General features: G+C 70.0%; 7 protein-coding genes. 4 read left to right on the forward strand and 3 right to left on the reverse strand.

Going from position 1 to position 12,467, the window contains the following annotated elements; genetic code table 11:
• Nucleotides 1-201 precede the first annotated feature (201 nt).
• Together OG788_RS16440 and OG788_RS16445 are read left to right on the forward strand one after the other, a co-directional pair.
• Nucleotides 202-2,088, forward strand: a complete 1,887-nt coding sequence (locus OG788_RS16440; protein ID WP_406371641.1) for a hypothetical protein — start codon at nucleotides 202-204, stop codon at nucleotides 2,086-2,088.
• A 43-nt stretch (nucleotides 2,089-2,131) separates the two neighbouring features.
• Nucleotides 2,132-2,833: an ABC transporter ATP-binding protein gene (locus OG788_RS16445; RefSeq protein WP_406371643.1), complete on the forward strand. Its 702-nt coding sequence runs from the start codon at nucleotides 2,132-2,134 to the stop codon at nucleotides 2,831-2,833.
• A 131-nt stretch (nucleotides 2,834-2,964) separates the two neighbouring features.
• Here OG788_RS16445 and ppdK read toward each other — a convergent pair whose 3' ends face one another.
• Nucleotides 2,965-5,715: a pyruvate, phosphate dikinase gene (ppdK, locus tag OG788_RS16450; protein WP_351538409.1), complete on the reverse strand. Its 2,751-nt coding sequence runs from the start codon at nucleotides 5,713-5,715 to the stop codon at nucleotides 2,965-2,967.
• A gap of 599 nt (nucleotides 5,716-6,314) precedes the next feature.
• Nucleotides 6,315-7,541, reverse strand: a complete 1,227-nt coding sequence (locus OG788_RS16455; RefSeq protein ID WP_406371645.1) for an ROK family protein — start codon at nucleotides 7,539-7,541, stop codon at nucleotides 6,315-6,317.
• A 119-nt stretch (nucleotides 7,542-7,660) separates the two neighbouring features.
• Between OG788_RS16455 and OG788_RS16460 the strand changes: the two genes are divergently transcribed.
• Nucleotides 7,661-9,247 carry an MGH1-like glycoside hydrolase domain-containing protein gene (locus tag OG788_RS16460; RefSeq protein WP_406371647.1) on the forward strand — a complete coding sequence of 529 codons (1,587 nt, stop codon included), beginning with the start codon at nucleotides 7,661-7,663 and terminating at the stop codon, nucleotides 9,245-9,247.
• Nucleotides 9,244-11,181, forward strand: coding sequence for a glycogen debranching N-terminal domain-containing protein (locus OG788_RS16465; protein WP_351538417.1), 1,938 nt, complete (start codon nucleotides 9,244-9,246; stop codon nucleotides 11,179-11,181). The genes OG788_RS16460 and OG788_RS16465 overlap by 4 nt, the downstream gene beginning before the upstream one ends.
• A gap of 55 nt (nucleotides 11,182-11,236) precedes the next feature.
• On the opposite strand, the gene dusB is transcribed toward OG788_RS16465, so the two are convergent.
• Entirely contained in the window at nucleotides 11,237-12,391 is a 1,155-nt protein-coding gene (gene dusB / locus OG788_RS16470) for a tRNA dihydrouridine synthase DusB (RefSeq protein ID WP_351538420.1), read from the reverse strand.
• Nucleotides 12,392-12,467 lie beyond the last annotated feature (76 nt).

A 12,467-nucleotide genomic window follows, 5' to 3' on the forward strand; every position in this document is an offset into this window, starting at 1 on the left:
ATACGTTTCGTCCACGCCGCCGTACTGGCCTTCTCCGCCGTGCTGGCCTTTCTGTTCCTGCGGAGCCTGGACGAGGGCGGGGTCCTGGGAAACTCGGCCCTGATCGACGTGATGGATTCCGACGATTCCGTCAGCAGTGCTCAGGTCGTCCGGGACATCACGTCGTTCTCCGCCGAGCACTCGGTCGGAGTGGCTCGCGAGGTGCCCGATCTGAAGAACTCCGACGGGGTTCGGCATCTGTATCTGGCTCCGGGCGGGCCCCATTCCACGACAGCGGAGTGGCTGGACAAGGGATACCCGGAGTTCAGCAGGAACTACGAGACGCGCGTGCATCCGATCGCCGAGATCGGGCAACAGGACCCGCGCGGTTCCTACTACGTGTTCGGGTCGGCCGCGGCGGCCGATGCCCTGCGGGCCGAGTTCGACGAGCTCGGCATGACCGTGGCCGTCACCCACCCCTTGTCGTACCAGGAACTGGCCGAGCGGTACTCGGACGATCCCCTGTACTGGGCCCTCTGCGTGGTCGCCCTCGCGGCGCTGACGATGACCGGCGCGAGCGTGCTCCTCAACGCGAAGGCGTACGGAGTCCTCCGGATGCAGGGCCTGTCCTTCGCCGGCATCCTGCTTCGCGATCTACGGCAGCTGGCGGTGTTCTGGTCGGTGGCGGTCGCCACCGTCACGGTCACGGCGCTCGCCTTCCTCGGCTTCTACAACGGTCTCGCCCGGCTGGGGCTGTTCGCCTCGCTGGCGGCGGGTATCGCCGCCCTGCTCGGCGCCCTGGCGCTGGCCACGCACGCGGCCGCGCTGGCCCTCACGTACAAGGTCGACGTACTGGGCGCCCTGAAAGGCGAACTGCCTTCGAAGGCCGCGTCCATCAGCGTCTACCTCGTCCGGATCCCCGCGCTGCTGCTCGCTCTCGCCATCGCCACCAATGTCACCCTCGCGAGCCGGGACGTACTGACACGCCAGGAGAACCGTGACCTCTACGGCACGGTGGGCGACGCGGTCTCGATCCGTCTCAACGGCGCTTTCGCCATGCACATGGACCAGCTGAACGACCATGTCGGCCCGTGGCTGCGCCAGGCCGACAGACGGGGCGAGGTGATTGTCGCCGGGCGCAGGGATCTCCAGGTCTCCGCCCCGAACGAGCGACTGCCGGCCGGCGAGATTCTCGTCGTCAACGACACGTATCTCAGCAAGCAGCCGGTGCTCGATCCGTCGGGACGGCGTTATACCTCTGAGGCCCGGAGCGGAGAAACGCCGGACTCGCGTCCGGTGCGGGTCATCATTCCCGCCTCCCTTTCCTCCCACACGCCGACGATCACCAAGGCGGTCTCCAGGATCATCGATCCGGATCTCAGCCGGCACATCCCGATCGAAACGCGCGACAGCAGGACCGGACAGCGCCTCTTCGGCTACAACACCGGTACCTACGCCTACAACTCGGCGCACAGTGCGGACGAGGACAGATCCCTGGTGCGCGATCCGATTCTCGTCGTCGTCCCCAATGGTTCGCGTTTCCTCACGAACGATGCCTACACCTCGTTCGCAACCCAGGATGGAGTGATCTTCCCCGACCCCGATGACGTATTCAATGCCATCGAGTCGAAACAGGTCAGCAACTATGTTAATTCCGTGAGTCCGGTCGGGCAGAAAACCGCTCTGGACCTCCGGAATTCGACCAACAAACTTCGCCTTGAGATTTTCAACCTTGCCGTTGCCGTGACAGTGCTCCTCATCGCCGGGGTCGGCGTCTGTCTCATCTACTCGCGAAAGAATGCGCAGAGTATATTCATACGGCACATCGGCGGCTGGAGATATGTCGCCAACCATCGCTTCATTCTCGCCGTGGAAGTGGCTATCGCTGCCGTCTTCGCCACGCGGGTTCCTTTTGAGGCATGGCAGCGAAACCAGGAACTGGAGGAGTTCGCGGCGGCCGGTGCGCCCGCTCCCTTCCAGGCGGTTCACGTCACTGCACTGGATCTCACCGTCATCACCGGTCTTGTTGTTTTCGAGCTGGGGGCCGTACTTCTCGCCCTCGCGTTTTTCCATCGCCGCATCGTGAAGGAAGGGGCGACGGAGACATGAGCCCCGCCGGTACGAAAGCCGCCCTACCGAGCCGGAGTATGTTGTGATCGATATCGAGAATCTTTCGAAGGTCTTCGGCGCCCGGACCTTGTGGCGCAACGTCGACCTCACCGTGCATCGCGGTGAGATGCTCGCCCTCGTGGGACCGAGTGGATCCGGCAAGTCGACCCTCCTCAACTGTCTTGGGCTGCTCGACAGGCCGAGTACCGGGACCATTCGGTACGAGGGCAAGGACATCACCCGATTCGGCCGAGGCGATGTCCGTCGGTTCCGCCGCGACACTCTCGGCTATCTGTTTCAGCACTATGCGCTGATCGAGAACGCGACGGTCGCGGAGAACCTGGACGTGGTGGTCAGGCCACGGCGGGCGGCGCGGGGCGAGGGCGGGGGCAAGAACACGGACAAGGGCCGTGCGGCTGTCACCGAAGCCCTTGAGCGTGTCGGTCTGGCGGGGCGGGAGAAGGAGAAGATCCACCATCTCAGCGGTGGGGAACAGCAGCGCGTGGCGCTGGCCCGTCTCATGGTCCAGCGGCCGGCCCTGGTGCTCGCGGACGAGCCGACCGGTGCGCTCGACGATGACAACAGCGCTGTTGTCATCGACATCCTTCGGGAGATGAGCGACGCCGGATGCGCCGTGGTCATCGCCACCCACGATGCCGGCGTCCGGGATCGGTGCGACGCCGTGTTCGCCGTGCACGAGTCCGCCCTCGTCGGCTCCCGGGCATCGGCCGGTGCGATGGGGTGACCACCCGTCCGGCCTTCGCCGACGAAGCCCGAAGGGGCGGCATCTCCGCACAGGGTGCCGCCCCTTCGTTCTGGATGCCGGTGCCGTTGCCGGGTCGGTGAGGGTGAGGTGACCGGCGCGGACTCCGGGGTCTACCGGTGGTCGCTGCCTGTCGAGCTGGAGGCCGCGCGGCCCGCTTCCAGGCGGGCGACCGGGATGCGGAACGGGGAGCAGGAGACGTAGTCGAGTCCCACCTCGTGGAAGAAGTGGACCGACTCGGGGTCGCCGCCGTGCTCGCCGCAGACGCCGAGCTTCAGGTCGGGGCGGGTGGCGCGACCGGCCTCCACCGCCAGCTTCACCAGGGAACCCACGCCGTCCCGGTCGATCGTCTCGAACGGGCTGACGCCGAAGATGCCCTTCTCCAGGTAGGCCGTGAAGAACGAGGCCTCCACGTCGTCGCGGCTGAAGCCCCACACCGTCTGGGTCAGGTCGTTGGTGCCGAAGGAGAAGAACTCCGCCGCCTCGGCGATCTGACCGGCGGTCAGCGCGGCGCGCGGCAGCTCGATCATCGTGCCGATCGACAGCTTCAGCTGAACCCCCGTCGCCGCCTCGACCTCCGCGATGACCTGGTCGGCCTCCTCACGGACGATCTCCAGCTCCTGGACGGTGCCGACGAGCGGAATCATGATCTCCGGGCGCGGGTCGCCCTTGGCCGTCTTGCGCTCGGCCGCGGCCTCGGCGATCGCCCGTACCTGCATGGTGAACAGGCCGGGAATGACCAGGCCGAGTCGCACACCGCGCAGACCCAGCATCGGGTTCTGCTCGTGCAGCCGGTGAACGGCTTGGAGGAGCCGGAGTTCGTTCTCGTGGGGCTCCTGACGAGACTCCGCCAGAGCCACGCGGACCGACAGCTCGGTGATGTCGGGCAGGAACTCGTGCAGGGGCGGGTCCAGGAGCCGGACCGTGACCGGAAGGCCGTCCATCGCCGAGAACAGCTCCACGAAGTCCTGCTTCTGGAGCGGCAGGAGCGCCTGCAGCGACTCCTCGCGCTCGGCCTCGGTGTCCGCGAGGATCAGGCGCTCGACCAGCTCCCGGCGGTCGCCGAGGAACATGTGCTCCGTACGGCACAGACCGATGCCCTGGGCGCCGAAGCGGCGGGCGCGCAGCGCGTCCTCGGCGTTGTCGGCGTTGGCGCGGACCCACAGGCGGCGCTTGCGGTCGGCGAACGCCATGATCCGGTGCACGGCCTCGACCAGCTCGTCGGCGTCGTTGGCACCCGCGTGCATCCGGCCCTCGAAGTACTCCACGACGGGGGACGGGACCACCGGGACCTCACCCAGGTAGACCTTGCCGCTCGAGCCGTCGATGGAGATCACGTCGCCCTCCTCGACGACGCGCCCGCCGGGCACGGTCATCCGGCGCCGCTTGGTGTCGACCTCGAGTTCCTCGGCGCCGCAGACACAGGTCTTGCCCATGCCGCGCGCCACGACGGCCGCGTGGGAGGTCTTGCCGCCGCGCGAGGTCAGGATGCCCTCCGCCGCGATCATGCCGTCCAGGTCGTCGGGGTTCGTTTCCCGGCGGACCAGGATGACCTTCTCACCGGAGCGCGACCACTTCACGGCGGTGTACGAGTCGAAGACCGCCTTGCCCACGGCCGCGCCCGGCGACGCCGCAATGCCCCGGCCGACCTGCTCGACCTTCGCCTCGTCGTCGAAGCGCGGGAACATCAGCTGCGCGAGCTGGGCGCCCGTCACCCGCTGGAGCGCCTCGGCCTCGTCGATCAGGCCCTGGTCCACGAGCTGCGTGGCGATGCGGAAGGCCGCGCCCGCCGTGCGCTTGCCGACGCGGGTCTGGAGCATCCACAGCTGACCGCGCTCGATGGTGAACTCGATGTCGCAGAGATCCTTGTAGTGGTTCTCCAGGGTGTCCATGATCTGCATGAGCTGGTCGTACGACTTCTTGTCGATCGACTCCAGCTCCGCGAGCGGGACCGTGTTGCGGATACCGGCGACGACGTCCTCGCCCTGGGCGTTCTGGAGGTAGTCGCCGTACACGCCCTGGTGGCCGGAGGCGGGGTCGCGGGTGAAGGCGACGCCGGTGCCGGAGTCGGGGCCGAGGTTGCCGAAGACCATCGAACAGACGTTGACGGCCGTGCCGAGGTCGTGCGGGATGCGCTCCTGGCGGCGGTACAGCTTGGCGCGGTCGGTGTTCCAGGAGTCGAAGACCGCGTGGATGGCGAGGTCCATCTGCTCGCGCGGGTCCTGCGGGAAGTCCCGGCCGGCCTCGGTCTTGACGATCTTCTTGAACTTGGTGACGAGCTTCTTCAGATCGGCCGCTTCGAGGTCCGTGTCGACGGTGACCTTCTTGAGGTCCTTCGCCGCGTCCAGCGCGTCCTCGAAGAGCTCGCCGTCCACGCCGAGGACCGTCTTGCCGAACATCTGGATGAGACGGCGGTAGGAGTCCCACGCGAAGCGGTCGTCGCCGGCCTGCTTGGCGAGGCCCAGCACCGACTTGTCGGAGAGCCCGATGTTCAGGACGGTGTCCATCATGCCGGGCATGGAGAACTTCGCCCCGGAACGGACGGACACGAGCAGAGGATCGTCGGCCTGGCCGAGCTTCTTGCCCATCTTCGCCTCGAGGGCGTCGAGGTGCGCACTCACCTCGTCACGCAGTGCCGCCGGCTCCTCGCCACTGTCGAGGTAGGTCTTGCACGCGTCGGTGGTGATGGTGAAGCCGGGCGGGACGGGAAGGCCCAGGTTGGTCATCTCGGCAAGGTTGGCGCCCTTGCCCCCGAGGAGGTCCTTGAGGTCCCTGTTGCCCTCGGTGAAGTCATAAACGAACTTCACTCCGCCAACGCCGCTTTCGCCGCTCTCAGCTACGTGGGGATCTTTGTTTTCCGACACGAGTCTCGACTCCTCGACGTCGCGGTGGCTGCCCTGACGACGGGGAACATACCCAGATCGAAGGCGTCTGGGTACGTCCACTTGCGCGTCATGCGCCTGTAACCACTCGTCCGCCACCGGATCAAAAGTCAAAGCTTGGCAAGCCATCCGACAGCGGTGTTTTCACTTCTTGAACGAATCAACGCACATAGATCGCTTCAGACGCTCAGGTGAGCGAGCTTCGGCACGTCTGAGTTTAATCGATGAACGATCAGAGCGTGGCACTGAGTGCCACCCCTTAGGGAAGTGCAATCGCCCAAGATCCGCTCATCTGAGCGTGACCCTTATCAAGGGTGGCGAGAATCACGCCACGTGGAGGAGTCAGATTTCATCATGCGGACCACGATCCGGACACGACACACGGATGTCACACACGGATGTCGCACACGGATGCCACGCACGGATGCCACGCACGGACAACCCGCTCGGATGACCCCGGGACGGACGGCCGCGGACCGCGGACGCCGGAGGGGGACGATCCCCGGGCCGGACGGCACCAGGAGCGGTGACCCGCGGGCAGGGAGGCCCGGGGCCTCCCTGCCCGGGGCCGCGGCCGTCCGTCACACGCCGAGGGCCGCCAGGCGCTCCTCGGCCCGCTCCGGCGCGTACAGGTACTCCACGACCATCGCCCCCGCGCCCACGAGGCCGGCCCGCTCACCGAGCCGGGACGTCACCACGTCCAGATGAGCGGTGGAGCGGGGCAGCGCCCGCTGGTACAGCAGCTCCCGGACCCCCGTGAGGAAGGGGGTTCCGGCCAGATCCCCGGCGATCATCAGCACGCCAGGGTTGAGCAGCGTCACCACGGTGGCCAGGACGTCCCCGACCTGCCGGCCCGCCTCCCGCGCGAGGGCCATCGCCTCGGGGTGCCCGGCAGCCAGCAGGTCCCGCACGTCCGAGCCGGACGCGGCCGGGACCCCGGACTCCGCGAGCCGGCGTGCCACCGCACCGCCACTGGCGACGGCGGCCAGACATCCGTACGAGCCGCACCGGCACAGGGCGTCGGCGCCCACCCGGATGTGCCCGATGTCGCCGGCCCCGCCGTCGATGCCCCGGTACACCGTGCCGCCCACGATCATGCCCGCTCCGATACCGGTGGAGACCTTGACCAGCGCGAACGCCGAGCAGTCCGGATAGCCGACGCGCTGCTCCCCGTACGCCATGAGGTTGGCGTCGTTGTCGACGAGCACGGGTACCTCGGCGGCGCCGGTGCCCGCGTGTTCGGCGAAGGCGCGGCCCAGCCGGCCCCTTATGTCGTAGCCGTCCCAGCCCGGCATGATCGGCGGCTGCACCACGCGGCCGGTGTCGCTGTCGACCGGGCCCGGCACCGCGAGCCCGATGCCGCAGACGGCGTCGGCGCGCTGCCCGGACTTCTCCAGCAGCTCGGCGAACCAGCGCCCGAGCTCGCCGAGGACGGCCTCGGGACCGTCGTCGACCACCAGCGGGCCCGCGTGCTCGGCGAGGATCTCTCCGGTCAGGGTGAGGACGGCGGCCCGGCCGTGCCGGGTGTCGAGGTCGGCGGCGAGGACGACGGCGTGCTCGTCGTCGAACTCCAGGGTGATGGAGGGACGGCCGCCGAGCGGTGAGTCGACGGGGCCGCCGGCTCCCTCGCGGAGCCAGCCCGCGCGGAACAGCCGGTCGAGCCGCTGGCCGACCGTGGCCCGCGACAGGCCGGTGGCCCGCTGGAGCGCGCCGCGCGTGGTCGCCCGGCCGCTGCGCACCAGTTCGAGCAGCTCTCCGGAGCTTGCCTGGTTGCCGGTCTTCACGGTCCTCCCCGCCCTTTCTGTCATGCGCACCCTCTTGCGTTCCCCAACTCTGCATTACATATTGAGTTTTGCGTGTTAAATAGACGTAACCCTACGGCAGCTACTGCCGAACTGGTCGGTCGGACGTCTTCGGGGAGACCTGAGTGGACAGCACAACCCAGCTCACCGCCCTGCGCACGGGGCTCACCACCCCCATGCGTACCTCCGGCGCACCCGTGCACGCCTCCGGCCCGCCCTCTCCACCCGGACCGGGCGAGATCGCCCGGACCGGACCGCTTGTATACGATCCTGCCGACCCTTCGGGGTCGCTGCACCTCAGGGCGTCCCGCGTGCTGAACGGCAACTGGACGGGAACGTCCACGGTGCCCTCGCGCGGTCTGTATCCGCACCAGTGGTCCTGGGACTCGGCGTTCATCGCGATCGGCCTGCGCCATCTGTCCCCCCTGCGGGCGCAGACGGAGCTGGAGACCCTGCTCGGCGCGCAGTGGGCCGACGGGCGCGTCCCGCACATCGTGTTCAACCCCTCCGTCCCGCTCGACGCCTACTTCCCGAGCCCCGACTTCTGGCGCTCCTCGACCGCGGGGCGCGCTGCGGGCGCCCCGCGCACCGTACAGACGTCGGGCATCGTGCAGCCACCTGTGCACGCGCTCGCCGTGTGGCTGGTGCACCGGGCGGACCCGGGGCTGTCCCGGGCCCGCTCCTTCCTCTCCCGGATGTATCCCCGGCTGGCGGCCTGGCACCGCTATCTCCTGCACCGCCGGGACCTGGGCGGCGGGGGCCTCGCCTGTGTGGTCCACCCCTGGGAGCAGGGCATGGACAACAGTCCCTGCTGGGACGCCCCGCTCGGCCGGGTCACCCCGGCACCGGCCCGCTCCTTCCGGCGCGCCGACCTCGACCACGGCGCCCCCGAGGACCGGCCGACGGACCTCGACTACGGGCGGTACGTACGGCTGGCCACGGACTACCGGGACCGGGGGTACGCCGACGGCGGCGGCGAGTTCGCCGTCGAGGACCCGGCGTTCAACGCTCTGCTGATCGCGTCGGAACACGCGCTGGCCTGTATCGCCCAGGAGCTGGGCGCGGCGGGAACCGCCCGCCACGCGCGCGCCGAGCGGCTGACGGCGGCACTGGTGGAGCGGCTGTGGGATCCGGCGGAGGGCATGTTCTTCTGCCGTGACGAGCGGAGCGAGGAGAACGGCGGGCGCGGTGCCCTGATCCCCGAGCGCAGTGTCGCCGGGCTGCTCCCGCTCATCCTCCCCGCGCTGCCCCGCGACATCGCGGCCACGCTCGTACGGACCGCGGGCGGGCCGCACTTCGGGCTGGGCGGGGCGACGCGGCTCGCGCCCAGTTACGACCTGACCGGCGAGGCGTTCGATCCGCACCGGTACTGGCGGGGACCGGCCTGGTTCAACACCAACTGGCTGCTGGAGCGCGGGCTGCGGCTGCACGGGGAGCACGGGCGGGCGGACGGACTGCGGGCCGCCCTGCTGGACACCGCCGGCGAGTCCGGGTTCGCGGAGTACGTGGACCCGTACACCGGCGAGGCCTGCGGAGCGCTCGGTTTCAGCTGGACGGCGGCGCTGACGCTCGACCTGCTGCACGAGCCCTCCGGGGCGGCACCGGTCGTGTCCCCGGCGGGGCACGACGCGTTGATCGACACGGCACACAGCACTGCGGGACAGCGCGCATTCGCGTTCGAGACGGGCGCCAAGGGAGGGGACCGGGGATGACGGACCGGCATCATCTGCTCGTGCACGGTGGGACGTTCGCCGCCGTGGGCGACGGCGGGGACATCAGCGGAGTACGGGGCGGCAGCTCTCCGGACGGGTTATTCGTCCGGGACGCCCGGCACCTCAGCCGCTGGCAGCTGACGGTGGACGGCGCGGTGCCCGAGGCGCTCACGCCGGTCGCGGACGGTGACACGGCACGCTGTGTGCTGGTGCCGCGGGGCGGCCGCAACGAACCGCCCGCGTACACACTGTTCCGCGAACAGGCCGTCGCCGAGGGAGCGTTCGTGGAGGCGCTGCGCGTCACCAGCAACCGTCCGACGACCACCACGGTCCGCATCGCGGTCACCGCGGACGCCGACTTCACGGACCAGTTCGAGCTGCGCTCCGACTACCGCACGTACGCGAAGACGGGCGTCGTGCGCCAGCGCCAGGTCCTCGACGACGGCGTGGAGTTCAGCTATCGGCGCGGGGAGTGGCAGTCCCGTACGACGGTCACCTCCGAGCCCGCTCCGGACGGGGTGGAGGAGACGGGCACGGGCGCGCGTCGCCTCGTATGGACCCTCGACCTCGAACCGCACGGCTCGGCGGAGCTGGCGCTCCGGGTCGCGGCCCGTCCGCACGGCGCCACGCACGCGCCGCGGGTGCCCGCCTCCCCCGCCGCGGCCAATGAGCGACTCCTCGCCCTGGAGGGCGAGTTCGCGGAGGGCGTGCCCTTCCCGACCGGCTGGCCGGAGCTGGCCGCGGCCTGTGCGCGGGGCCTGTCGGACCTGGCGGTCCTCCAGGTGCCGGCGACGGGCCCGGACGGCGAGGAGCTGCGGGTTCCCGCGGCCGGAGTCCCCTGGTTCCTCACCCTGCTGGGCCGTGACGCGCTGCTCACCTCGCTCTTCGCGCTGCCCTACCGGCCCCAGCTCGCCGCCGCCACGCTGCCCGCGCTGGCCGCCACCCAGGCGGTCGAGGTGGGCGCGGACACGGTCGCCCAGCCCGGCAAGATCGTGCACGAGGTGCGGCACGGCGAGCTGGCGCACTTCGGGCAGGTGCCGTACGGGCGCTACTACGGTTCGGTGGACGCGACGCCGCTGTTCCTGGTGCTCCTCGGCGCGTACACCGAGCGGACCGGTGATGTGGCGCTGGCCCGCCGGCTGGAGCCCAACGCCCGTGCGGCGATCGGCTGGATGCTGGACCACGGCGGGCTGACCTCGCGCGGCTATCTCGTCTACCGCGCGGACGGCGGCGGCCTCGCCAACCAGAACTGGAAGGACTCCCCCGGCGCCATCTGTTCGGCCGACGGCAGCCGCCCGACCGGGCCGGTGATGGCGGCGGGCGCCCAGGGATACGCGTACGACGCGCTGCGCCGCACCGCGCTGCTGGCCCGCACGGTCTGGGGCGACGAGGTCTACGCGGCGCTCCTGGAACAGGCCGCCGCCGACCTCCGCGACCGGTTCCAGCGGGACTTCTGGATGAGTGAACACTCCTTCCCCGCGCTGGCGTTGGACGGCGACGGCCGCCATGTCGACGCGCTCGCCTCGGACGCGGGTCATCTGCTGTGGTCGGGCCTGCTGGACAAGGAGTACGGCGAGCTGGTGGGCCGCCGGCTCCTCGAACCGGACTTCTTCTCCGGCTGGGGCGTGCGCACACTCGCCTCCGGCCAGCCCGCCTACCATCCGCTGTCGTATCACCGGGGTTCGGTCTGGCCCCACGACAACGCCCTCATCACGCTGGGGCTGGCGCGGTACGGCCTGCACGACGAGGCCCGTACGGTGGCGCACGCGCTCGTGGACGCCGCCACGGCCGCCGGTCACCGCCTCCCCGAGGTCCTCGCGGGCTACGGGCGCGACACCCATGCCGAGCCGGTGCCCTACCCGCACGCCTGTGTCAGGGAGTCGAGGTCGGCGGCGGCCCCCCTGGCCCTGCTCACGGCGGTGGGTGGCGCCTGACGGGTCCGGGTCCGGTGCGCGCGCGGGGCGGCGCGCGCACCTCACGTCCGGCGGCTCAGCCGCCGGACGTGTCCAGTTCCGCGTCCTCGGACACGCCCGCGCAGTCGTAGGGGTCCTTCAGCCAGCCGTCCGGCAGGACGACCCTGTTGTTGCCGGAGGTACGGCCGCGGGGTCCGTCGGCGCCCGACGGCCACGGCTGGTCGAGGTCCAGCTCGGCCAGTCCGTCGGAGAGTTCGGCGAGCGACGAGGTGACGGCGAGGCGCTTGCGCATCTCCGAGCCGACCGCGAAGCCCTTGAGGTACCAGGCGACGTGCTTGCGGAAGTCGATGACACCGCGCGCCTCGTCGCCGATCCACTCGCCGAGGAGCGTGGCGTGGCGGACCATGACCGCGGCGACCTCGCGCAGCGCCGGCCGCGCGTAGGCGTCGGCCCGGCCCTCGAAGGCGGCCACCAGGTCACCGAACAGCCACGGCCGGCCGAGGCAGCCGCGTCCGACCACGACGCCGTCGCACCCGGTCTCGCGCACCATCCGCAGCGCGTCGTCCGCCGACCAGATGTCGCCGTTGCCGAGGACGGGGATCTCCGGCACGTGTTCCTTCAGGCGGGCGATGGCGTCCCAGTCCGCGGTGCCGCCGTAGTGCTGGGCCGCGGTACGGCCGTGCAGCGCGATGGCCGTCACGCCCTCCTCGACCGCGATCCGTCCGGCGTCGAGGAAGGTGATGTGGTCGTCGTCGATGCCCTTGCGCATCTTCATGGTGACGGGCAGGTCCCCGGCGCCACTGACCGCCTCGCGCAGGATCGCGCGCAGCAGGTGCCGCTTGTAGGGGAGGGCGGAGCCGCCGCCCTTGCGGGTGACCTTGGGGACCGGGCAGCCGAAGTTCAGGTCGATGTGGTCGGCGAGGTCCTCCTCCGCGATCATGCGGACGGCCTTGCCGACGGTCGCGGGGTCGACGCCGTACAGCTGGATCGAGCGCGGCTTCTCGGTCGCGTCGAAGTGGATCAGCTGCATGGTCTTCTCGTTGCGCTCGACCAGTGCCCGCGTGGTGATCATCTCGCTGACGAACAGGCCCTTGCCGCCCGTGAACTCGCGGCACAGCGTGCGGAACGGCGCGTTCGTGATCCCGGCCATGGGGGCCAGGACGACGGGCGGCTGCACCTGGTGGGGACCGATCGACAGCGGGGGGTTCACGGTGGACGTGGGCGTGGACATTCCCCCATTGTGGCGCACGGCGCCGGGTGCTCGCGCGAAAGATCGTGTAGCGGTCATTAGTTAGACACACTATCGA

Source organism: Streptomyces sp. NBC_00647 (assembly GCF_045207245.1).
Lineage (GTDB): Bacteria > Actinomycetota > Actinomycetes > Streptomycetales > Streptomycetaceae > Streptomyces.